We start from the raw sequence: 23,133 nt of genomic DNA, 5'->3' as shown, positions 1-23,133 counted from the left end.
GGTCGGGGCTCAGCATGCCAGAGGGGTGGGCCGCCCTTCCTGTGGGTTCCGGGGGCCCGTATGTTGGCGGACTGTCGGCGGTGCGGATCAGGACGGGCGGGGGACGGCAGTGAGCGAACTGGTCACGGGTGAGGCGGTGGTGCTCGGGCTGCGGTCCGCCAAGCTGCCGAGCCGGATGCTGGCGATCGGGCTGGACCTGCTCGCCCAGGTGCTGCTGATGATCGTGCTGATGCTCGGGATGACCCTGTCGGTCATCGAGGTCGACGACGCGGCCGGGGCCGCGATCGGGCTCGGTCTCATGGTGTTCTGCCTGGTGATCCTGCCGGTGCTGGTGGAGACGCTCTCCGGGGGACGGTCGCTGGGGAAGCTGGCGTTCGGGCTGCGGGTGGTGCGGACGGACGGCGGGCCGGTGCGGTTCCGGCACTCGCTGGTGCGGGGGCTGGTCGGGTTCGTCGAGCTGCCGATGCTGATGGGGGTGCCCGCGCTGATCAGCTCGATGGTCTCGCCGGAGGGGCGGCGGCTCGGGGACGTGTTCGCGGGGACGCTGGTGGTCCGGGAGCGGGTGCCGGGTGCGGGCGGGGGCCGGGACGCGCTGCCGCCGGTTCCGCCGGAGCTGCTGGCCGGGATCGGTGGCGGGCTGGTCTCGCTCGACCTGTCGGCGGTGCCGGATCCGCTCTGGCTGGCGATCCGCCAGTACCTGAGCCGGATCGGGCAGTTGGACCCGGCGGTGGGCTTCGGGATGGCGCAGCGGCTGGCCGGGGACCTGGTGGCGTACACCGGGCAGGCGGCACCGCAGGGGGTGCATCCGGCGCAGTACCTGGGGGCGGTGCTGGTGGAGCGTCAGCGTCGGGACTGGGAGCGGTCGGTGGCCGGGCAGGCGCAGGGCGGGTACCCGGTGGCGCAGCAGGTACCGGCGCAGGGCGGCGGGCAGCAGCAGCCGTTGGAGCGGGCACGGCGGTACGAGGCTCCCGTCGCCCCTCCCCCCGCGGCACCGGCGGCACCGGCACCCGTCGCACCGCCCGTGCAGGCACCGGCACCCGTCGCACCCCCCGCGCAGGCACCGGCGGCCGAGGGCGGGTTCGCTCCGCCGGCCTAGGGGCTGTACTCGGTGGGCCACTGGTTGGGCGGGGACTCGAGTTCTTCGAGGGCGAGGCCGGGGGCGTCCAGGACGACGTCGCCGGCCAGGTGGACGATCTGCTGTTCGCCGGTCTCCAGGTCGGCTACCTGGTAGCGCTCGACCAGCAGCGGGCCGGTGTCGGTGGGGTGGGTGTCGACGGCTTCGAGGAGCCAGCCCTGGTCGAAGGTGCGGGGGGCCAGCACCGGGTCGGTGAAGGAGACCAGGCGCAGGCGGGCCGAGGCGCCGGGTTCCAGGCGGAGCAGGCGGGCGGCGGCGATCAGGAAGGCCGGGGAGGATCCGGCGAAGGCGTGGGCGCGGTCGTGGCCCTCGGCCGCGTCGGTGCCGGAGCCGTCGGCGGCGGTGCGGACCCAGCTGACGCCGTCGAGTGCGCCGCCGCGGACCTGCCAGCCGCCGGAGCGGAGTTCGAGGCGCAGCGGGCGGTTGCGGGAGTCGAGGGTGAGGTCCGCGGTGCGGAGCACGGCGCCGTCGGGGGCGTAGGTCTTGGAGACGTAGCGCCAGCCGGCGGGGCCGGGGGCGCAGCTGAAGCGCTCCTCGCCGAGCGGGGTGCCGTCGTGCGGGTCGGTGAGGGAGTAGCGGCCGTTCGGCATGGCAGCAGCCTACGTGCCTGCGGCCTCCCGGTGGCCCGGCCGCTTCGGCCCCGGTGGGCGGGAACGGCCGTGCGGCCGGTGCCACGGGGCACCGGCCGCACGGCCGTTCAGCGCTGACGCGGGATCAGTAGCGGTACTGCTCCGGCTTGTACGGGCCCTCGACCGGGACGCCGATGTAGTCGGCCTGCTCGGGGGTGAGGGTGGTGAGCTTGACGCCGAGGGCGTCGAGGTGGAGGCGGGCGACCTTCTCGTCCAGGTGCTTGGGGAGGACGTAGACGCCGATCGGGTACTGCGAGGTCTTGGTGAAGAGCTCGATCTGCGCGATGGTCTGGTTCGCGAAGGAGTTCGACATCACGAAGGACGGGTGGCCGGTCGCGTTGCCGAGGTTCAGCAGGCGGCCCTCGGACAGCATGATGATGGTGTGGCCGTCCGCGAAGCGCCACTCGTGGACCTGCGGCTTGACCTCGGTCTTGACGATGCCCGGGAGCTTCGACAGACCGGCGATGTCGATCTCGTTGTCGAAGTGGCCGATGTTGCCGACGATCGCCTGGTGCTTCATCTGCTCCATGTGCTTGGCAAGGATGATGTCCTTGTTGCCCGTGGTGGTGATGAAGATGTCGGCGATCGAGACGACCTCCTCCAGGGTGGTGACCTGGTAGCCGTCCATGGCGGCCTGCAGGGCGCAGATCGGGTCGATCTCGGTGACGATGACGCGGGCGCCCTGGCCGCGGAGGGACTCGGCGCAGCCCTTGCCGACGTCGCCGTAGCCGGCCACGACCGCGACCTTGCCGCCGATCAGGACGTCGGTGGCGCGGTTGATGCCGTCGATCAGGGAGTGGCGGCAGCCGTACTTGTTGTCGAACTTCGACTTGGTGACGGCGTCGTTGACGTTGATGGCCGGGAACAGCAGGTTGCCGTCGCGGTGCATCTCGTACAGGCGGTGCACGCCGGTGGTGGTCTCCTCGGTGACGCCCTTGATGGTGGCGGCCATCTCGGTCCACTTGGAGGGGCTGTCCTTGAGGGTGCGGTTGAGCACCTCGAGGATCAGGCGGTACTCCTCGTTGTCCGCGGTGGACGGGTCCGGGGCCTCGCCGGCCTTCTCGAACTCGACGCCCTTGTGGATCAGGAGGGTGGCGTCACCGCCGTCGTCCAGGATCATGTTCGGGGTCTGGCCGTCGGGCCAGGTGAGCGCCTGCTCGGTGCACCACCAGTACTCCTCCAGCGTCTCGCCCTTCCAGGCGAAGACCGGGACGCCCTGCGGGTTCTCCGGGGTGCCCTCCGGGCCGACCGCGATGGCGGCGGCCGCGTGGTCCTGGGTGGAGAAGATGTTGCAGGAGCACCAGCGGACCTCGGCGCCGAGGGCGGTGAGGGTCTCGATCAGCACGGCGGTCTGCACGGTCATGTGCAGCGAGCCGGTGATGCGCGCGCCGGCCAGCGGCTGCGAGGCGGCGAACTCCTTGCGGATCGACATCAGGCCGGGCATCTCGTGCTCGGCGAGCTGGATCTCCTTGCGGCCGAAGGGGGCCAGGGAGAGGTCGGCGACCTTGAAGTCGGACATGTCTGCTGCTCCTCGCTGCATGCGGGGTCGGGTCGGTTTACGGGTGTGCTGAGCGGCGGGACGCCCGACGGGATGCGGGGCTCCGCTGCTGCGGCACAATCCGTCGGAGGACCTCTCTCCCTCGACCGCACCGCCCGGCGTGCCGGGGGTGCCGATCGACCGCCATCAGCAGCGACGATTTGGCTCTGCTGACGAATCTACACCGGCGGCGTGATCGCACGGGATTCGTTCGAGCGGATTCGGCCGTTCCCCGACCGGTTCCCTGACGGCGCGTCAGTGGGACGGGCCGCCCGGGGTGGCCTCGCGGTCGGGGCCGGCGGCCTCCTTCTCGGCGGAGTAGATGTCCGGCTCCAGGTAGATCACCCGGGCGATCGGGACGGCCTTGCGGACCCGGGCCTCGGCCAGGTCGATGGCCTGGGCGACCTGGGTGGCGCTGTCCTCGGCGTTGACGCCGATCTTGGCGGCGACCAGCAGCTCCTCGGGGCCGAGGTGCAGGGTGCGCATGTGGATGATGCGGGTGACCGAATCGTGGTCCACCAGGGCGGCGCGGATCTTGGCGACCTCGGTCTTGTCGGCGGACTCGCCGATCAGCAGCGAGCGGGTCTCCAGGGCGAGCACCACCGCGATGCCGACCAGCAGCAGGCCGATGGAGAGGGTGCCGACGCCGTCCCAGACGCCGTCCCCGGTGATGACGGTGAGGCCGACGCCGAACAGCGCGAGGATCAGGCCGATCAGCGCGCCGAAGTCCTCCAGCAGGACCACCGGCAGCTCCGGGGCCTTGGCCCGGCGGACGTACTCGACCCAGCCGAGGGCGCCCTTGGACTTCTTGCCCTCGCTGATCGCGGTGTAGAAGGACCAGCTCTCCGCGATGATCGCGAAGACCAGCACGCCGACCGCCCAGTACCAGCCGTCCAGCTCGTGCGGGTGGCGGATCTTCTCCACGCCCTCGTAGACGGCGAACAGGCCACCGACCGAGAACAGCACGATGGAGACCACGAAGGCGTAGATGTACCGCTCGCGCCCGTAGCCGAAGGGGTGGGCCTCGTCCGCCTCGCGGGCCGCCCGCTTGCTGCCGACCAGCAGCAGCACCTGGTTGCCGGAGTCGGCGACGGAGTGCACGCCCTCGGCCAGCATCGAGGAGGAGCCGGTGAAGGCGAAGGCGGTGAACTTGCTCACCGCGATCGCCAGGTTCGCGGACAGCGCCGCTACGAGGGCCTTGGTACCGCCTTCGGTGCTCATGCTGGGATGGGGTCCCTCCGGACTGGGCCGGTACCCGTGCACCGGCCGACGCTCAGCTCTGTCGACCGCACACAGTATCCCGATCGGGCAAAGGACCTGAGGTGCGGTCAGCAGGTGGGCGGCGGCGCGTCGTGCTCCGTTCAGTCCTGGCCGGCGGCCAGGCCGAGGTAGACGGCGGCGAAGTCGGTGAGGGCGGTCAGTTCGGCCAGGGCGTGCAGCGGATCGGCCTCCACCGAGCGGAGCTCGGTGAAGCGGACGCCGTGCGCCTCGGCCAGGCGGTGGGCGCGGCGGACCGGGTGGCTGGGCTCGGCGAAGCCGTTCTCCTCCTCCTCGGCCGGATCGGCGGCGCGGCCCGGGGTCTGACGGAGCAGCAGCACCTGGAGCAGCAGCGGATCGGGCTCCTCGACCCGGTCGCGGAAGAAGTCGTCCGGGTCGGCGCCGGAGCCGAACTGGCCGACGAACATGCCCCGGTGGGCGGTGAGCACCTGCGGCAGCGCCCCGGGCAGCGCGGGGCGCCCGGCCCGGTCGGCCAGCATGGCGGCGAACCGGCCGGCCACCGCGGCGGCCACCGGGCCGTCGGTCCACAGCAGCGGGACGGTGCCGGAGAGGTGGGCGGCCAGGTCCTTGGCCGGATTGACGTAGGCGGCGGCGTCGGGGCGGCAGCGGACCGCCACCTCGTCCAGCCGGTCGGCGACGCCCCGCAGGGAGCCGGCCGGGAGCTGGGTGACGCCGAGCTTCTCGGTGAGGGCCAGCAGCGGGAGCAGCATGGCCCAGAGCGCGCCCGGGTCGAGCGCGGGCAGGTCGGGCTCCTCGGCCTGGTGGTCGTCCTCGACCGCGGTCGGCACGTACTGCAGCGGCAGGCCGCGGACCTGGTGGGCGGCCTCGGTCAGCGGGCTCTCCGGCGGGGCGATCACCACCACCGTGCAGCCGCGTGCGTACGCCTGCTGGGCCAGGCCGACCAGACCCTCCTCGTGGCCGTCGGCGGAGGCGATCACCAGCAGGTCGAGCGGACCGACCCAGCCCGGGAGCTGCCAGCGCAGGCCGGCGGTGAACGGCGGGGCGGCCACCGTCCGGTCGCGCGGGGCGGGCTCGGCGTCGGTCGGCGGGAGCGGGAGCACCTGGGTGGACTCGACCGCGAGCGCGGCCAGCGCGGGGCCGACGGCGAGCGCGCTGCCGTAGCCGGCCACCAGCAGGGAGCGCGGGCGGCCGTCGGGGCGCAGCGCCGCGACTCCGGCCTCGTCGGCCAGCCGGAGGGCGGTGCGGATCCTGGCCCCGGCACCCGCCAGCGCGAGCAGCGCGTGGTCCCGGTCGGCGCGCTGGAGGGCGGCCGGGTCGTCGAGCAGGACGTCGTCGATCATGCGGCTGGCCTCCGGCCTCGCGCTGGACGGACGGTGGGGTCGGTCGGGGAGGTGCGGGGTGCGCCCGGCGTGCGGGCGCGGGGGTGCGGCGCGGGGCGCCCGGGTGGGGCCGGGCGGGCCTGACGCGGCGTCAGGAGGGGCGGCGGGCCTCGTCGACCAGGAGCACCGGGATGCCGTCGCGGACCGGGTAGACCAGGCCGCAGGTCTCACCGGTGCAGCGCAGCTCGTGCGCCTCGCCCTGGGTCTGCTCGTCGAGCGCCGAGTGGCACTCCGGGCAGACCAGGATCTCCAGCAGGAAGGACGGCAGGTTGCTCATGGGGTGTCAGGCTCCTGGGTGCGGTGGGGTACGGCGCCGGTACAGCGGTGCCCCGGCCGGTGGCAACCTTACCGGCCGGGGCTGGGGCTGGTGGTGTCAGGCGCGGACGATGCCCAGGACGGTGTCGCGGACCTGCTCCATGGTGGCCTGGTCCTTGGCCTCCACGTTCAGGCGCAGGAGGGGTTCGGTGTTGGAGGCGCGGAGGTTGAACCACCAGGTGGGGGCCGGTGACGGTGACGCCGTCGAGGGTGTCGACGGTGATGTCGTCGCCGGTGTAGTGGGCCAGGACGGCCTGGGGTGCGCTCGTCCTGGTCGGCGACGGTGGAGTTGATCTCGCCGGAGGCCGCGTAGCGGTCGTACTGCGCGGTCAGCTGCGACAGCGGCTGCTGCTGCCCGCCCAGGGCGGCCAGGACGTGCAGGGCGGCGAGCATGCCGGTGTCGGCGCGCCAGAAGTCGCGGAAGTAGTAGTGCGCGGAGTGCTCGCCGCCGAAGACCGCGTCGGTGACCGCCATCTCCTGCTTGATGAAGGAGTGCCCCACCCGGGTGCGCACCGGGGTGGCGCCCAGCTCGCGGACCACCTCCGGCACGGTGAGGGAGGTGATCAGGTTGTGGATGATCGTGGGGTTGTCCTCGCCGCCGGCCTTCGCGCGGGCGATCTCCCGGGCCGCGACCAGCGCGGTGATCGCCGACGGCGAGACCGGATCCCCCGCCTCGTCGACGACGAAGCAGCGGTCCGCGTCCCCGTCGAAGGCCAGACCGATGTCCGCGCCGACCTCGCGCACCTTCGCCTGCAGGTCCACGATGTTCGCCGGGTCCAGCGGGTTCGCCTCGTGGTTGGGGAAGGTGCCGTCCAGCTCGAAGTACATGTCCACCACCTCCAGCGGCAGACCCGCGAACACGGTGGGCACGGTGTGGCCGCCCATCCCGTTGCCCGCGTCCACGACCACCTTCAACGGCCGGATCGCCGACAGGTCCACCAGCGACAGCAGGTGGTCCGCGTAGCCGCGCAGCGTCTCCTTCGCCGAGATCGAACCCGGCTTCACGTCCAGCGCCGGCACCGTGACCGTGCCGTCCGCGCCCGTCCACGACTCCACCAGCTCACGGATCTGCGACAGGCCCGTGTCCTGGCCCACCGGCGCCGCACCCGAGCGGCACAGCTTGATCCCGTTGTACTGCGCCGGGTTGTGCGAGGCGGTGAACATCGCGCCCGGCAGGTCCATCGACCCCGACGCGTAGTACAGCTGGTCGGTGGAGCACAGCCCGATCTCCACCACGTCCGCGCCCGAAGCCGCCGCACCCTCGGCGAACGCCCGCGACAGCGACGGCGAGGACGGACGCATGTCGTGACCCACCACGATCGCCGACGCACCCACCACCCGCACGAACGCCGCACCGAACGCCCGCGACAGCACCTCGTCCCACTGGTCCGGCACCACACCCCGGACGTCGTACGCCTTCACCAGCTGCTTCAGGTCACGCACAACCGCTCCAGTTGTTGGGTACTCAGACCAGGGCAGCGTACCGGGAGGTGATGGACGGTCGGTGAACACGGCGACGTACGTCAGCTCGGCGGACGCGGGCCGTCAGCTCTCCGGCGAGCGCAGGACCCTCAGGTGGCCGCGGCGGCCGGCCTCGGTGGACTCCGGCTCCCTGGAGGGGGCCTGACGGGGCGTCTGGGGGCGGGCGGCCTCGCGAACGGCGTTGGCCAGCGCCTCCAGGTCGTCGCTGCTGCGGCGGAGCGGATTGGTGTCGGCGGCCAGCCTGACGACCTCCCAGCCGCGCGGGGCGGTGAGGCGCTCGGCGTGCTCGGCGCACAGGTCGTAGCAGTGCGGCTCGGCGTAGGTCGCGAGCGGGCCCCAGCACGGCGGTGGAGTCCGCGTAGACGTACGTCAGCGTCGCGACGGCCGGACGGCCGCACGCGGTCCGCGAACAACGACGTACAGAGCTCACGAGGGTGGACGGTACCGCACTCCTGACCAGGCCGCGAAGACCCGCCCCCACCGAGTGTCACGTGTCGCCGACATGGGCGTCACCGGGGTGGTCCACTTCCGGGGCTCCAAGGACTACGCTCGACACTGATATGGACAGCTCCGCACCCCGACCTCCGGCGGACCAGCCCCGCTTCCGGCGCCACCGCGACCGGCACGGCCGTGGCCTGCGCGGACCCCTGGCACCGCCCCAGGTGCCCATCTCGCTCACCCGCTCCGAGTTGTTCGACGACTACGTCCGCGAGTCGGTGGAGCGCCTGGAACGGCGCTGGCCCCAGCTGATGGACGTCGAGTTCGCCGTGCAGGAGGTGCCGACCCCCGGCGAGGAGGACGACGAGGAGGGCGGCGTGCCGCTCGGACGGCTGGTGCCGGCCGGGCAGGGCCGCAAGAGCCGGATCGTCATCTACCGGCGGCCGGTGGAGATCCGGGCCAAGAGCCGGGACGACCGGGCCGCGCTGGTGCACGAGATCCTGATCGAGCAGGTGGCCGACCTGCTCGGCCTCTCCCCCGACGCGATCGATCCGCGCTACGACGAGGAGTGACGACGGAGCCCCCGGCCGGTGGTCCGGCCGGGGGCTCCGTCGTGCTCCTGTCGGTGCGTCAGGCGCCGGGGTCAGTGCAGCAGGACCGCCGGATCGGGCTGGGACTGCGGGATCCTGACGGTGGAGTGGTCGTCGCGGAAGGCCTGGACGGTGAAGCCCGGGACGTCCTTCACCGTCGCCGTGAGCATCCGCGCGGCCGTCACCGGGCCGCCGGAGACCGTCTCCACGGTCAGGCCGAAGACCCCGTTCAGCCCGGCCGGCTCGGGGGGCCGGGAGGGCCACCGTGGCACCGGCGGGGATCGAGACCTCCTTGGTGGCGGGGGTGCCGCCGCCGCTGCCGGCCGAGGCGGTGACCTTCACCTTGGCCTCCTGCTCGCCCGTGGAGGTCAGGTAGAGCGTGGTGGCGTTGCCACCCCGGTTGTCGGCGATCGAGGCGCGCTGGCCGACCGGCACCGCGCCGGTGATCCAGGCCGCGTCCGACTTGCCGTTCTGGGCGCGGTCCAGCCGCAGGGCGGCCACCACCGGGGTGGGGTGGCTCGGGTCGCTCGGGCTGAGCCGCAGCGCGCCGGGCTCGCCCCGGGTCACCTGGCCGAGGTCGACCGCGTTGACCATGCCGGCCTTGACGTGGATGGTCTCGAAGCCGGCCGGGGTGAACCAGCCGTTGCGGCCGGAGACCTGGATCTTCAGGTCCGCGTCCTCCTCGCCGGGGGCGGCGACCACCAGCCGGGCGGCCGAGGTGTCGGCCGCCAGGCCGGGCAGCACCTGGGTCGGGGCCGGGGTGGCGGAGGGCGGGATCCAGTCCGAGCCCTTGCTCCCGTCGGCGGCGTGCACGGCCGCGCCGATCCGGCCGCTGCGGGCCACCACGTGGACGGCCAGGTCCTTCTGGTCCTTCGTCAGGGAGGGCAGCCGGATCGCCTGCGAGGTGCCGGGGCCGAGCGCGATGCCCTCGGCCGCCGGGTTGTCGATCGCGCCCTTGTCCCCGAAGAGCTTGAGGTCGACCACGGCCGGGACCACCGGGTCGGGGTTGACCAGGCTGACGTAGTCCACCCGGTCCCCCGCCGTGCTGGCGCCGGAGAACCAGAAGCCGGTGCCGGTCGGCGTGCAGCTGAAGCCGGACAGGCCGCGGCCCTGCTCGTCGGTGACGGTGGTGGTCTGGGAGACCGTGAAGCCGGGGGCGTACCCGCCGGTGGCCACCGCGGTGCTGCCGGGGGCGGTGTCGGCGTTGGCGGCCGGGCCGCTGACCGGGACGCCGGGCTTGGCCAGCACCACCCGGGCGTCCGCCGGGGCCGCGTCGGCCGGAGCGGGAGCACCGGAGGCGGCGGCGGACGGGGCGGCTGACGGGGCCGCCGAGGGAGCGGATGACGGGGCGTCGGCCGCCGGGGCGTGCGGGACCACGTCGGAGAGCGCGCCGTAGCCGCCCGTCCCGGTGTCCTGCGGGGAGAACAGCGTGAGCGCGGTCGAACCGGTCAGGCCGTGCAGGGGCTGCGGGCAGACCAGCGCGGTGCGCTCGACCTTGGCACTGGCGGCGGCGGCCGGGGCGGCCGCCGCCGGATCGGCGGGCGGGCGCAGCTCGGCGACGCCGAAGACCACGCCGATCGCCACCGCGCCGGCCAGCAGCGAGACGCCGGTGCGGCTGCCGGCCGACGCCCCCGGGCCGGAGGCCTGCGGGTCGCCGGGGGCGCCCGGGTCGTCCGCCCCGGGGGCGGACCTGCCGAGCTTGGGGGCCCTGAGGGCCGGGGCCTTGAGCTTGGGGGCCTTGAGAGTGGGCTTCTTCATGACGGCGGGTCAGCTCCCCGATCCGGGCCGGTAGTGCTGGCCGTAGGGGTCGTTGGGGTCGTAGTAGGGCTCCTGCTGCGGCTGCCCCGGCACCCAGGGCTGCTGCTCCGGCTGGTCGTAGCCCGGGTACTCGGGCTGCGGCTGCTGCTCGTAGCCCTGCTGGTAGGGGTCGTAGCCGTAGGACTGCTGCTGCTCGTAGCCGTAGGGCACGGCGGCGGGCTGCTGGACGGCGTACTGGTCCCAGCCGTACGGGTCGGCCTGCTGGTACGGGTCCTGGTACTGCCCGTCCGGGGCGGCGGGTTCGGGTTCGGCGGCGGTCTGGGCCGGGATGGCGGCGTAGACGCCGGTCTCCTCGGCCGCGGACTGCTCCTCGCCCTCTCCGCGCTCGGCCATCCGGCGGGCCCGGCGGCTGCCGGGGGCCGGGGCCTGCGCCTGGGCGGCGGCGGCCAGCGCGGCGGCGGCCACCACCTCCTCGGGCAGGTCGTCGTCGTTGTGGTTGCGTCGGCCGGGCAGCGCCAGCACCAGGACGGTGAGGCCGAGCAGCACCTGGGCCCAGATCCAGCCGGTGTGCAGCAGGCTGCCGCTGCGGGTGACGTCCAGGGTGCCGCCGCCGGCCGGGAGCTTGAAGCCCTGCGCCCAGCCGTCCAGGGTGACCGGCTCCAGCTCGGTGCCGTCCAGGGTGGCCTTCCACTCGGGGGCGGCCTCCTCGGCCAGCCGCAGGGTGCGGCCGGCCTCCCCGGCCGGGAGCTTGCCGTGGACCTCGCGGACCCCGGCCGGGAACGGCTTGGCCGTGCCCTTGGCGTCCACCACCGCGGCGCGGGTGGCCGTGGCACCGGTGACCTGCCAGAGGCCGATGCCGTCCTCCTCGCTGAGCTTGGTCAGGCCGGGGGTGGTGTCCAGCACGTCCCGGGCCTTGCCGGTGAGCGGCTGCTTGAGCTCGACGTAGCCGATGCCGCGGGCGGCCAGGGCCTTGGCCTGCTCGCCGCCGGAGCCGCCGAGCAGCTTGCCGACCAGGCCGTCCAGCGCGCCCTTCGGGTCGTCGTCGAGGGCCACGGTGCCCTCGGCCTGACCGAGCGTCAGGCCGGAGCCGCGGACCAGGGCGTAGCGCACGGTGTCGCCGTCCCCGGTGACCACCAGGGTGCGGGCCCGGTCGGTGGTGCCGGCCTCCTCCGCGATGAAGGCGGGCACCTGGGCGGCGTCGCCCCGGCGCAGCGGGCCGTCGGCGCCGGTGACGGCCCACCAGACGGCGGTGCCGAACGGGGCCAGCACGGCGGTGGCCAGCACCAGGGCGGCGACCGGCTGGCGCCAGCCGAAGGCGATGCCGGAGACGCGGGCGTTGGCGCCGTCGGCGCCGATCGCGGCGGCGGCCAGCAGGGCCACGCCGGCCAGCAGGGTGGCCGGGCCGGCCCAGGCGGCGACCGGGACTCCGCCGGAGGCCGGGGTGACGCTGGTACCGGCCACCACCACGGTGAAGATCATTCCGGCCAGGGCGGCGCCCCAGGCCGCCAGTACGGCGCGGCGGCGGTCGGCGCGCAGCAGTGCGGCGAGGGCTGCCAGCACCACGCCGGCGGAGAGCCAGACCGGCGGCACCCCAACGCCGCCGGGGTTGACCAGGGCCAGGCCGAGCGGGCTGGCCGCCGGGCCCTCCAGGCCGGGCAGCCCGGCCTCCAGCAGCAGCCGGGACGGGTGCGCGAGCACCTCCAGCGACCAGGGGGCGAGCACCAGCACGGGGGCGCCGAGGATCACCAGGACGCGCAGGCCGAGCAGCCGGACGGCCTCGCCGCCGGAGCCGTAGGCACCGCCGCGCAGCACCGCGTGGGCCAGTGCCGCCAGGCAGAGCGGGAGGGCGATGGCCCAGGTGAGCGGGACGAAGGCGGTGCAGACGGTGAGCATCAGCACCGTCATCCAGGTGGACCGCCAGCCGGGGCGGGCGCCCTTGGCGGCGGTCTCGGCACGGATGCCGAGGCCGGCGCTGATCGCGGCGGCGCGGGCCAGCGGCGGCAGCAGCACGGCGAGCACCGCGGTGCCGATCCGGCCCTGGGCCAGCGCGCCGGTGGCGGCGGGCAGCAGGGCGTACCCGGCGCTGGCCCAGGCGCGGACCAGCTTGGACTCGATCAGCGGGCGGGAGACCAGGTAGGCGCTGACCGCGGCGAGCGGGATGGCCAGCACCAGCAGCAGGGCGACCATCAGGTCGGCGTTGCCGAGCAGCAGCCAGGAGAGCACCGCGAGCACGCCCAGGTAGGGCGGGGCGGTGGCGGTGGAGCCGCCGCCGACCGGGTGCCAGGCGTCCGCGTACATCGACCAGAGGCCCGACGCCACCGTCAGCGGCGGGCAGCAGCGCGCCGCCCAGCAGGCCGCCACCGCCGAAGAGGTTGCGGCAGGCGATCACGGAGACCACCAGCAGGGCGGTGAAGAGCAGCGGGGGCGGGGCGCCGGGCTAGCTTCTTGATCAGGGCGAACTGCTCGACCACCAGGTCGTCGGCGTCCTCGTCGCCCGGGCCGGACTCGGCCGAGCCGTGCCGGCCGGCGCCCGGGTCCTCGCCGCCGCCGATGCCGAGGGCGCCGATCATGCCCTCGACCGCGAGGCGGGTGGTGGCGCCGGGGGCCGGGAAAGAGCGTGCGGTCGTCCAGCGGGTCGCCGGACCTGGTCCTGGCCCGCCGTTTGCGGGCGGCCAGCAGGCGGGGCAGCCGGACCAGCTCGTGGCCCAGGCCCGCCAGCTCGTCGAACGCCTGCTTGGGGTCCTTGCCGACCACGTTGACCAGCATCCGGAGCAGGGTGCCGAGCACCAGCCGGAGCAGCACGTACGGGAGCAGCAGGCCCTTGGAGTTGGCCAGCAGGGTGTAGACGGCGCCGGCCCTTGTCGACCCGGTGCGGGTGGGCGGAGCCGCAGTCGATCTGGCGGCGCTCACGGCTGGCCGCCTCGGCGTGCCGCAGCACCGCGTCGGGGGCGACCACGACCCGGTGGCCGGCGGCGTTGACCCGCCAGCAGAAGTCGGTGTCGTCCCGCATCAGCGGGAGGGCCTTGTCGAAGCCGCCGAGCTCCTCGAAGACGTCCCGGCGGACCAGCATGCCCGCGGTGGAGACGGCGAGCACCGGACGGACCTGGTCGTGCTGGCCCTGGTCCTGCTCGCGGCGGTCCAGGCCGGTCCAACGGCGGCCGGAGCGGGCGATGGTGACGCCCACTTCGAGCAGCTGGCGGCGGTCGTACCAGCTGCGCAGCTTGGGTCCGACCACGGCGGCGGTCGGAGTGGAGTCGGCGACCTGGAGCAACCGGCGCAGGGCGTCGGTCTGCGGCTCGCAGTCGTCGTGCAGCAGCCAGAGCCACTCGACCGGCTCGGTCTCCCGCGGGCCGCCGCGGCCGAGCTCGTCCTCGGCGCCCAGCGGGTCGCCGAAGTCGTCCCAACCGCCCGTCACCGGGTCGTACCCGGAGGGGTCGAGGCTGTACGGGAGGTCCTCGGGGCGCAGCGGCGGGGAGTTGAAGACGGCCTGGCCCACGGCGTTGCCGAAGCCGGAGCGGCGGCCGAGGACCAGCGGACCGCTCTCCGGCAGCCAGTCGCCGAGGGTGTCCCGGAGCAGCTGGGGGGAGGTGTCGGTGGAGCCGGTGTCGACGGCGAGGATGCGCTGGACCGGACGGTCCTGCCCGAGCAGGCCGGCCAGGGCCTGCGGGAGCCACCGGGCACCGTCGTGGGAGACGATCACGGCGGTGACCAGGTGGCGCGGGTATGCGGGAGGCCGGGCAGCGGAGAAGCCGCTCTGGTGGCTGTAGACGGTCATCGAGTGCGTGAGCCCCAAGCTTCTCGGTGCGGCCAAGGGAGTTGGCGCACCACACTAACGGCTCCGGGTGGCGGCCTCGTCCCCGGTGTACCGCCGAGCACGTGCGGAAGCGGGGGAAAAGGGATGGCATGACCGTGCGGCGAGGCCCGGACGCCGGGTGCCGTCGGCACATTCGGGAGTTGTGCGGGAATCGGGCCGGAAATGCGAAAGCGCCCCACCGTCTCAGGTGAGGCGCTGCACGAACTCGAGAACGGCCGGTCAGACCGCGCTCTTCTTGAGGCGACGGCGCTCGCGCTCGGAGAGACCGCCCCAGATGCCGAACCGCTCGTCGTTGGCGAGGGCGTACTCCAGGCACTCGGAGCGGACCTCGCAGGCCAGGCAGACCTTCTTGGCCTCGCGGGTGGAGCCGCCCTTCTCCGGGAAGAAGGACTCCGGGTCGGTCTGGGCGCAGAGCGCCCGCTCCTGCCAGCCGAGCTCCTCTTCGTCCTCTTCGATGCCCTCACCGATCAACAGCTCAAAGAGCTCGCTCATCTCTGGCGCCTCCTCTGCCCCTTTTGGCGTCCCCGTGGTGTTGCCGTTGCCTGGAGCGGCGGAACGACACGAGTGAAATTACATGTGCGTCACTCTGGCCCAGTCAAGCCGAGCTCTGGTATTGGGCCGAGGATTCACTCCCCGGAACCAAGGCACTACGGCAAGTGTACATATCCGGACATGATGGTCTTACTGCCCTAAACGGACCAATCAGCCGGAACCACCCACTGCCTGACACGCAGTCAACCTGACGCCCCCTCAGCCCCACCACCCCCCGAACGGGTGGACGCGGGCCGCGGCGCACTCGGTTGCCGCTGGTCACCGGCTGCCTTCCCGGCGATCTTCACATCGAAACATAGAGGGTGATTTATCACCCCATCCGGTGGTTCATGCTCGAAGTTCCCCAAATGCCCGGGGGATCAGGTTGACACTGGGGCCCCTCTTGCGGTCTCCTTGCCCTCATGTCAGAGTTCGCCACCCTCGTGAGCCGCCGCCAGGCGCTGCTCCGTCGTGCCGCGAGCTCCCTCTGTTGTCGCCTCTGTTCCTGTATCTAGGCGCACGCGTCCCACCGCGCGCCGCCCAGGAACACCGAGGCCGCCCGCGCGACAGTCCCCCCTGAATCCCCGCGGACCGGCTGAACACCCGCCGATCTCCGCATCCGAGGATTCCGCCCCATGCGAATGCCCCGCCTCCGCAAGCGCAACCGTGACCGCGCCCGGCAGCAGCGTCTGCTCGCAGCCGCCACCGTGCCCGCCCCGCGCTGGACCGACGGCCTGAGCGACGTCTCGATCGCCGGTGACCCGACCGCGTTCCAGCACCTGGCCCGCACCGACCTGCCCGCCCACCCGACCACGGTGGCCGGCTACGCCCGGCTGGTCCGCGAGATCGCCGCCGACCGCTCCCGCTGGGAGCCGCTGGTCCGCTACGACGCCCTCACCCGCTGGTACTCCCGGCTGGAGACCGGCCCCGGCTACGAGGTCTGGCTGCTCAGCTGGCTGCCCGGCCAGGGCAGCGGCTTCCACGACCACGGCGCCTCCTCCGGCGTGATGACGGTGGTCCGGGGCGAGCTGGTCGAGCGGGCGCTGACCCAGGACGGCGAACAGCAGCGGCCGCTCCCCGAGGGCACCCGCCGGGTGTTCTCCTCCGGGTACCTGCACGAGATGGTGAACGCCTCGCTGGAGCCGGCCGTCTCCATCCACCTCTACTCGCCGGGCCTGGTGGAGATGAACCAGTACGGCGCCGCTCCCACCACGGCCGCGACCGAGCACCGGATCGACGCGCACTGACGGCCCGTGGCCTCGCGGCGGGTGCCGCCTGGCAGGATGGGCGCATGCGCATCGTGGCACTGGCAGGCGGCATCGGTGGGGCGCGCTTCCTGCGCGGGCTCCGGGAACTGACCGGCCCTCAGGACGAGATCACCGTCATCGGCAACACCGGGGACGACATCCACCTCTTCGGGCTGAAGGTCTGCCCCGACCTGGACACCGTGATGTACACCCTGGGCGGTGGCATCCACGAGGAGCAGGGCTGGGGCCGGGCCGACGAGACCTGGTCGGTCAAGGAGGAGATGAAGGCCTACGGGGTCGGCCCGGACTGGTTCGGGCTGGGCGACCGGGACTTCGCCACCCACATCGTGCGCACCCAGATGCTCGCCGCCGGGTACCCGCTGAGCGCCGTCACCGAGGCGCTCTGCGCCCGCTGGCAGCCCGGCGTGCGGCTGCTGCCGATGAGCGACGACCGGGTCGAGACCCACGTGCGGATCACCGAGGACGGTGCGCCCCGCGTCGTGCACTTCCAGGAGTACTGGGTGCGGCTGCACGCGGCGGTGGACGCCGAGGCGATCATCGCGGTCGGCGCCGACACGGCCAAGCCCGCCCCCGGCGTGCTCGAGGCGATCGCCGCGGCCGACGTCATCCTGCTGCCGCCGTCCAACCCGGTGGTCTCGATCGGCACCATCCTGGGCGTGCCCGGCATCCGGCAGGCGGTGGCCTCGGCCGCCGCCCCGGTGGTCGGGCTCTCCCCCATCATCGGCGGCGCCCCCGTGCGCGGGATGGCCGACAAGGTGCTGGCGGCGGTGGGCGTGGAGGCGAGCGCCGAGGCGGTGGCGCTGGACTACGGCTCCGAGCTGCTGGACGGCTGGCTGGTGGACACCACCGACGCGGCCGCCGTCGAGACGGTGGAGGCGGCCGGGATCGCCTGCCGGGCGGTGCCGCTGCTGATGACCGACGTGGCCGCGACGGCCGGGATGGCGCGGGCGGCGCTGGAGCTGGCCGAGCAGGTGCGGGCGTGACCACGGTGGGGCCCGGGGCTGGGCCGGGGGCGTTCTCCGTCCTGCCGGTGGCCGGGCTGCCGGAGATCGAGCCCGGCACGGACCTGGCCGAACTCATCGCCAAGGCGGGCGAGTTCGAGGACGGCGACGTGGTGGTGGTCACCTCGAAGATCGTCTCCAAGGCTGAGGGCCGGATCGTCGAGGCCGCCGACCGGGAGGCCGCGATCGACGCCGAGACCGTCCGGGTGGTGGCCCGGCGCGGCCGCTCCCGGATCGTGGAGAACCGCAACGGCCTGGTGATGGCCGCCGCCGGCGTGGACGCCTCCAACACCGCACCCGGCACCGTCCTGCTGCTCCCGCTCGACCCCGACGCCTCGGCCCGCGCCCTGCGGGCCCGGCTGCGGCAGCTGACGGGCCGCCGGCTGGGCGTGCTGGTCACCGACACCTTCGGGCGGCCCTGGCGCAACGGGCTCACCGACGTGGCGATCGGCGCGGCCGGGGTCGCGGTGGTCGAGGACCACCGGGGCCGGCGGGACAGCCACGGCAACGAGCTCACCCTGACGGTGACCGCCACCGCCGACGAACTGGCCGCCGCCGGCGACCTGGCGAAGGGCAAGGCCAGCGGCGTGCCGGTCGCCGTGGTGCGGGGCCTCGGCGGCGTGGTCACCGAGGAGGACGGCGACGGGATCCGGCCGCTGCTGCGGCCGGTGGTCGACGACCTGTTCCGGATGGGGACCTCGGAGGCGCTGCGGGAGGCCGTCACGCTGCGGCGGACCGTACGCTCCTTCACCGCCGAACCGGTGGACCCGGAGGCCGTGCGGCGGGCGGTGGCGGCGGCCGTGACGGCCCCGGCCCCGCACCACACCACGCCGTGGCGCTTCGTGCTGGTGGAGACGGCGGAGGCCCGGGAGCGGCTGCTGGACGCCATGCTCGCCGCCTGGCGGCACGACCTGGCCGAGCTCGACGGCTGGGACGAGGCGAAGATCGCCCGGCGGACGGCGCGCGGCAACGTGCTGCGGGCCGCGCCGTACCTGGTGGTGCCGTGCCTGGTCACGGACGGCTCGCACGACTACCCCGACGCGCGGCGGGCCGCGGCGGAGCGGGAGATGTTCGTGGTGGCGATGGGGGCGGCCGTGCAGAACCTGCTGGTCACGCTGGCCGGGGAGGGCTACGGCTCGGCCTGGGTCTCCTCGACGATGTTCTGCCGCGACACCGTGCGGGAGGTGCTCGACCTGCCGGACGGGTGGGACCCGATGGGCGCGGTGGCGGTCGGGCGGCCGGCGGAGGAGCCGAGGGCGCGTCAGGCGCGTTCGGCGGACGCCTTCCTGACGGTGCGATGAGCGGGCTGGGGCTGCTGGTCGTCTACACGGCCCGGCTCGCGGAGTGCGTCGACTTCTACCGGGGGCTCGGGCTGCGGTTCACCGCGGAGCGGCACGGCACCGGGCCGGAGCACTACGCGGCGGAGCTGGCCGACAGCACCGTCCTGGAGCTCTACCCCGCCCGGGCCGGTCGCGAGACGGGCGCCCTCCGGCTCGGCCTGACCATCGAAGGCGCGGACGGGGTAAGGCTGTTGACCGATCCGGACGGCCGGACGGTGGAGGTGCGGGGACCGCTCAGCGGTGGCGGTGGTCGTTCGGGGTGAGGCGGGGTCCGTAGCGGGGGGCACGGGCGCCGGTCAGACCGATCAGGCGGCAGACCCGGTGGCGGTGGCCCGCGTACGGGGCCAGCAGCGCGAGCATCTGGGCGTCGTCGCTGCGGGGGCGGCCCGCGAGGGCCCAGCCGACCAGGTTCGGCAGGTGGAAGTCGCCGACCGAGACGGCGTCCGCGTCGCCGTTGCTGCGCTGGAGGGTCTCGGCGGCGGTCCACGGGCCGATGCCGGGGACGGTGGTGAGGCGGGCGATCGCCGCCTCGTGCGGCAGGGCTGACGCCTCTTCGAGCCGGGGTGCGAGACGGACCGCCCGGACGACGGTCGCGGCGCGCTTGGGGTCGACGCCGGCGCGGTGCCACTCCCAGGACGGCAGCATCGCCCACTCCCGGGCGGAGGGCGTGACCCGCATGCCCTCGGCCGGGCCCGGGGCCGGGGTGCCGAAGTCCTTGAGGAGGGTGCGCCAGGCGCGGTACGCCTCGTCGGTGGTGACCTTCTGTTCGAGGATCGCCGGGATCAGGGACTCCAGGACCAGGCCGGTGCGGGTGAGGCGCAGGCCGGGGTGGTTGCGCTGGGCCTCACGGAGCGGGCCGGGGGGCAGGTGGAGTCCTGACGGGTCGTCGGAGGCACCGAGGAGTTGCGGGACGCGGTCCAGCAGCCATTCGGCGCCGGGGCCCCAGGCGTGGGCCTCGACGGCTCCGGCGCTCTGGGCCAGACGGAGGGTGCCGACGCCGGCGGGGGTGCGGGAGGCCCGCCAGACGGCGCCGTCGCCGCTGGTGCGGTACGCCGGGTCGGCGGGACCACGGCGCAACGGCAGCAAGGTCCGCCCCAGGTCCAGCGGGAACCCGGGCTCCCAACGACGCACCGCCTCCGACACCTTGCCGCACCTCCGAGGCGAGGATACGCGGCGGGGATTCGGTCACACCGGGGGCGCGAGGCCCTGCGCGCGGGGGAACGGCAGCACGTGCAACTGGCTCGCGTGCCCCGATCTCACGCTGCTCCGCCTTCCGGTTCGCGCAGTTCCCCGCGCCCCCGGTGTCACCACTTCCGCCCAGGGTCACCTTCCCTGGAGGTGGGTGGACCAGGTGCGGATGGCGGGGAGGCGGGTGTAGAGGGCGGTCCCGGGGCATTCGGTGTTGAAGGCGTCGCGGTGGCCGGAGACGGTGTCGAAGGTGGCGGTGGTGCCCTTGGGGTAGCGGCTGCCGTCGGAGGCGGAGGTGAGTTGGGTCTTGCCGTTGGCGGGCTGGCCGGTGAGGCCGAGCTTCCAGGCGGCGAGTTTGGCGATGCCGTCGATCTGGGGTTGGGGGACGGCGTCGGCCGTGTAGCGGCCGAGGGCGGCGACGCCGGCGGTGTCGGTGTTGAAGCCGAGGGTGTGGGCGCCGAGGACGGCCTGGGCGACTCCGCCGGCGCGGCCCTCGTAGACGGTGCCGCAGCGGTCGACCAGGAAGTTGTAGCCGAGGTCGCGCCAGCCGTTGCTCTTGACGTGGTACTGGTAGATCGACCGGATGACCTTGGGCGCGTCGGAGCAGGCGTAGTCGTTGGCGGTGTCGGTGTGGTGGACGAAGACCGCGCGGACCGGGCCGGTGTAGGTGAAGTCGGGCTCGCGGATGGACTCGTCGGCGCCCCAGCCGGCCCGGGTGACGATGCCCGGCCGGGGTGCGGCCCCGCCCGCGCGGCGCAGCGGCACGTCCTGCCCGGGGTCGACCAGCTCCGCGCGCAGGCCGCGCGGGGCGGTGCCGGTGAAGCGGACCTCGACCCCGTCGCTGGGGCCGACCCAGAGCGGGGAGGTGGCGCCGCGCCGGGCGGCCTCGGGGCCCTCGGGGTCGGGGCGGTCGTCGGGTTCGACGGCCAGCGGGTGCCAGGGGCTCCAGTCGCCGCCGACGGCGCGGGTGCGGACCTCGACGGTGCCGTCCGGGGTGGCGGCGGGGTCGTCCCAGCTGACGCCGACCAGGGAGAACGGGGCGGTGCCCTGCTGCGGCAGTCCGCGCTGACCGTTCGTCAGGGGGATGGTCCTGACGCTTCCGGAGGAGCCCGCAGCGGGGCCCTCGGCGAGGGCGGGCGAGGGGAGCAGGAGGAGGGCGCTGGTGGCGGCGGTGGCGGCGGCGAGCAGAGCGAGGCGCATGAATGGGATATTGAGGGCAAAACGGTTCTGACGCCACGTCGGTTCCGCCGGGCGGCCGCCTCTCCCCCGCCGGACGGGGAGGTCGTAGGCTGGGGCGCACCATGACTGCGCCATTCGCTGCCGACGCCCGCACCCCCGCCGAGCTGCTGCACGCCTACCTGCGCCCGGGGGCCCTCGACGCGGACCCGACCCGTCCGCTGGTCACGTTCTACGACGACGCGACCGGCGAGCGGGTGGAGCTCTCCGCCAAGACCTTCGACAACTGGGTCGCCAAGACCGCCAACCTGCTCCAGGACGAGCTGAACGCCGGTCCGGAGGACCGCGCCGCGCTGCTCCTGCCGGCCCACTGGCAGAGCGCCGTCTGGCTGCTCGCCTGCTGGTCGGTGGGCGTGGTCGCGGTGCCCGGCGGCGCCCCGGCCGACGCCGACCTGGTGGTGAGCGGCCCGGACGGGCTGGACTCCGCCAAGGACTGCTCCGGCGAGCGGGTGGCGCTCGCGCTGCGTCCGCTCGGCGGGCGGTTCCCGGCCCGGCCGGACGGCTTCCTGGACTACGCCGCCGAGGTGCCGGGGCAGGGCGACCGGTTCGCCCCGTACTCGCCGGTGCACCCGCAGGCGATGGCGCTGGAGACGGTGGTGGAGGACGGGCTGCCGCTGAAGCTGACGGGGGAACAGACCGTGGCGCTGGCCCGGGAGGGCGCGGCCCGGCTCGGCCTCGACACCTCCAGCCGGGTGCTCAGCACGCTCTCGTACGACGACTGGGCCGGGCTGGAGGCCGGGCTGCTGGCCCCGCTGGTGGCCGGTGCCTCGGTGGTGCTCTGCCGGAACTCGGGCGGGCTGACCGAGGAGCAGTGGGCGAAGCGGATCGAATCCGAACGAGTGACTCTGCGTCTGGGCTGATCCGCCCGGACCGGCGACCGGGTAGGAATCCCGGTCATGGCCGAGGACGATGACCAGAGCGAGCGCCCCCCGACCGTCCGCGGCGGGGGGCGCCGCCGCATCCTGCTGATCCTCTCCGGGGTGCTGGCGCTGCTGCTGGTGGCCGGAGGCGTGGTGGCCTGGATCGGCTACCGGAAGCTGGACGGCAACATCGGGACCGACACCGCCACCGGGCAGCTGCTGCGGCACGACGAGTCGGAGCGGCCCGAACGGGGGCCGCAGCAGGCCAGGAACATCCTGCTGATCGGCAGCGACGACCGCAGCGGGGCCAACGGCGAGTACGGCTTCGCGGGCGGGCAGCGCTCGGACACCACGATCCTGCTGCACCTGGCGGCGGACGGGGAGCACGCCACCGCGGTCTCCATCCCCCGGGACGCGATGGTCCGGGTGCCGGCCTGCGAGCTCCCGGACGGGACGCGCTCGACCCCCCGGTTCGTGCAGTTCAACTGGGCCTTCGAGCTGGGCGGTCCGGCCTGCACGATCCGGACCGTGGAGCGGCTCAGCGGCATCCGGATCGACCACCACCTGATCCTGGACTTCACCGGCTTCAAGAAGATGGTGGACGCGGTCGGCGGGGTGGAGGTGTGCGTGCCCCGGGCGATCCACGACCGCAACGCCAAGCTGGACCTGCCGGCCGGGCGGCAGGTGCTGGGCGGGGAGCAGGCGCTCGGGTACGTCCGGGCCCGGGAGACCCTCGGGGACGGCAGCGACACCCAGCGGATGGGGCGTCAGCAGGAGTTCCTGGCCTCCATGGTGCGCAAGGTGCAGTCCACCGGGGTGCTGCTCAACCCGACCCGGCTCTGGCCGCTGCTGAACGCCGCCACCGAGGCGGTCACCGCGGACGAGGGGCTGAGCCGGCTGGGCGCGCTCTACGACCTGGCCCAGGACCTGCGCTCGATGCCGACCTCGAACGTGGTCTTCCTGACCACCCCGCGCCGCCCCTACCCGGGGAACTGGGACCGGGACCAGCTGGTCCAGCCGGACACCGACCAGCTGTTCGCCGCGCTGCGGTCCGACCGCGCGGTGAGCGTGCGGGCCTACCAGGTGCCCGCGTCGCCCTCGCCCACCCTGCTGGCCGACGGGGCGCCCTCGCCGCTCCTGCGCGACCCCTCGGTGGACGGCTCCACCGCGCACGAGCCCCCGCCGGGCGCCTCCGCCGGCCCCTCCCCGGACGACCTCGGCGGCTGGACGCCGTCGGCCGGCCCGACCGCCCTGCCGACCGCCGAACCGACCCTGGAGGGCCGGACCGCCGACCAGGAGGTCTGCTCGATGCACTGACCGCGGCGGTCGGGGGCGGTCGGCCCCGGTCCGACGGGGCGTGAACTTTGCCCGTTTTCACGGTGTTTGACCACCG

Annotated in this window: 16 protein-coding genes and 4 pseudogenes; 8 read left to right on the top strand and 12 right to left on the bottom strand. The window is 74.1% G+C overall.

All coding sequences use genetic code 11. The features are described from left to right. Positions 1-109: 109 nt before the first annotated feature. Positions 110-1,096, top strand: coding sequence for an RDD family protein (locus tag ABD946_RS33620; protein WP_345284860.1), 987 nt, complete (start codon positions 110-112; stop codon positions 1,094-1,096). Here ABD946_RS33620 and ABD946_RS33615 read toward each other — a convergent pair. The 7 genes and pseudogenes from ABD946_RS33615 to ABD946_RS33585 form a co-directional block, all read right to left on the bottom strand. Then, positions 1,093-1,725 (bottom strand): hypothetical protein, encoded by a 633-nt coding sequence (locus ABD946_RS33615; protein ID WP_345284862.1) that lies wholly within the window; start codon positions 1,723-1,725, stop codon positions 1,093-1,095. The two genes, ABD946_RS33620 and ABD946_RS33615, sit on opposite strands and share 4 nt — an antisense overlap. A gap of 124 nt (positions 1,726-1,849) precedes the next feature. Beyond that, positions 1,850-3,283, bottom strand: coding sequence for an adenosylhomocysteinase (ahcY, locus tag ABD946_RS33610; RefSeq protein ID WP_345284864.1), 1,434 nt, complete (start codon positions 3,281-3,283; stop codon positions 1,850-1,852). A gap of 273 nt (positions 3,284-3,556) precedes the next feature. Then, positions 3,557-4,522: a cation diffusion facilitator family transporter gene (locus ABD946_RS33605; RefSeq protein WP_345284866.1), complete on the bottom strand. Its 966-nt coding sequence runs from the start codon at positions 4,520-4,522 to the stop codon at positions 3,557-3,559. Positions 4,523-4,662: 140 nt separating this feature from the next. Further along, positions 4,663-5,880 carry an SIS domain-containing protein gene (locus ABD946_RS33600; RefSeq protein WP_345284868.1) on the bottom strand — a complete coding sequence of 406 codons (1,218 nt, stop codon included), beginning with the start codon at positions 5,878-5,880 and terminating at the stop codon, positions 4,663-4,665. Between the two features lie 130 nt (positions 5,881-6,010). Beyond that, positions 6,011-6,196, bottom strand: a complete 186-nt coding sequence (locus ABD946_RS33595) for a Trm112 family protein (RefSeq protein WP_345284870.1) — start codon at positions 6,194-6,196, stop codon at positions 6,011-6,013. Between the two features lie 96 nt (positions 6,197-6,292). Next, positions 6,293-7,677: pseudogene (locus ABD946_RS33590) on the bottom strand (phosphomannomutase/phosphoglucomutase). Positions 7,678-7,779: 102 nt separating this feature from the next. Continuing rightward, a pseudogene (locus ABD946_RS33585) lies at positions 7,780-8,146 on the bottom strand (DUF3499 domain-containing protein). Positions 8,147-8,276: 130 nt separating this feature from the next. Here ABD946_RS33585 and ABD946_RS33580 point away from each other — a divergent pair. Continuing rightward, complete coding sequence (locus ABD946_RS33580; protein WP_345284876.1) at positions 8,277-8,726, top strand: metallopeptidase family protein; 450 nt, start codon at positions 8,277-8,279, stop codon at positions 8,724-8,726. A gap of 279 nt (positions 8,727-9,005) precedes the next feature. On the opposite strand, the pseudogene ABD946_RS33575 reads toward ABD946_RS33580, so the two are convergent. From ABD946_RS33575 to ABD946_RS33555, 3 genes and pseudogenes are all read right to left on the bottom strand, one after another. Then, positions 9,006-10,502, bottom strand: a pseudogene (locus tag ABD946_RS33575) (DUF5719 family protein); the annotation flags it as partial. A gap of 9 nt (positions 10,503-10,511) precedes the next feature. After that, a pseudogene (locus ABD946_RS43105) lies at positions 10,512-14,277 on the bottom strand (glycosyltransferase). 258 nt (positions 14,278-14,535) lie between these two features. After that, on the bottom strand, positions 14,536-14,808 hold the full coding sequence (locus ABD946_RS33555) for a WhiB family transcriptional regulator (protein ID WP_145790473.1): 273 nt from the start codon (positions 14,806-14,808) through the stop codon (positions 14,536-14,538). A gap of 674 nt (positions 14,809-15,482) precedes the next feature. Here ABD946_RS33555 and ABD946_RS33550 point away from each other — a divergent pair. From ABD946_RS33550 to ABD946_RS33535, 4 genes are read left to right on the top strand one after another with little or no spacing between them, the layout of a single operon-like run. Continuing rightward, positions 15,483-16,094 (top strand): cysteine dioxygenase, encoded by a 612-nt coding sequence (locus ABD946_RS33550; RefSeq protein WP_345284882.1) that lies wholly within the window; start codon positions 15,483-15,485, stop codon positions 16,092-16,094. Positions 16,095-16,138: 44 nt separating this feature from the next. Continuing rightward, positions 16,139-17,098: a 2-phospho-L-lactate transferase gene (gene cofD, locus ABD946_RS33545; RefSeq protein ID WP_345284884.1), complete on the top strand. Its 960-nt coding sequence runs from the start codon at positions 16,139-16,141 to the stop codon at positions 17,096-17,098. Positions 17,099-17,103: 5 nt separating this feature from the next. Next, the gene (locus ABD946_RS33540) at positions 17,104-18,417 is read left to right on the top strand and encodes a coenzyme F420-0:L-glutamate ligase (protein WP_345284926.1); all 1,314 of its coding nucleotides are present in this window, start codon (positions 17,104-17,106) and stop codon (positions 18,415-18,417) included. Then, positions 18,414-18,719, top strand: a complete 306-nt coding sequence (locus ABD946_RS33535) for a VOC family protein (protein WP_345284886.1) — start codon at positions 18,414-18,416, stop codon at positions 18,717-18,719. Before ABD946_RS33540 ends, ABD946_RS33535 begins: the two co-directional genes overlap by 4 nt. On the opposite strand, the gene ABD946_RS33530 is transcribed toward ABD946_RS33535, so the two are convergent. Continuing rightward, positions 18,691-19,599: a DNA-3-methyladenine glycosylase family protein gene (locus tag ABD946_RS33530; RefSeq protein ID WP_345284888.1), complete on the bottom strand. Its 909-nt coding sequence runs from the start codon at positions 19,597-19,599 to the stop codon at positions 18,691-18,693. The two genes, ABD946_RS33535 and ABD946_RS33530, sit on opposite strands and share 29 nt — an antisense overlap. A 180-nt stretch (positions 19,600-19,779) precedes the next feature. Then, a complete protein-coding gene (locus ABD946_RS33525; protein ID WP_345284890.1) occupies positions 19,780-20,844 on the bottom strand; it encodes a peptidoglycan recognition protein family protein in 1,065 nt (354 codons plus the stop codon). Positions 20,845-20,945: 101 nt separating this feature from the next. On the opposite strand from ABD946_RS33525, the gene ABD946_RS33520 reads away from it, so the two are divergent. Further along, on the top strand, positions 20,946-21,740 hold the full coding sequence (locus tag ABD946_RS33520) for a TIGR03089 family protein (protein ID WP_345284892.1): 795 nt from the start codon (positions 20,946-20,948) through the stop codon (positions 21,738-21,740). A 36-nt stretch (positions 21,741-21,776) separates the two neighbouring features. Beyond that, positions 21,777-23,057, top strand: a complete 1,281-nt coding sequence (locus ABD946_RS33515) for an LCP family protein (RefSeq protein ID WP_345284894.1) — start codon at positions 21,777-21,779, stop codon at positions 23,055-23,057. Positions 23,058-23,133 lie beyond the last annotated feature (76 nt).

Source organism: Kitasatospora albolonga, assembly GCF_039535905.1.
GTDB lineage: Bacteria > Actinomycetota > Actinomycetes > Streptomycetales > Streptomycetaceae > Kitasatospora > Kitasatospora albolonga.
Note: the sequence above shows the minus strand (reverse complement) of the source record. Positions and strands in the feature narration are given on the sequence as shown.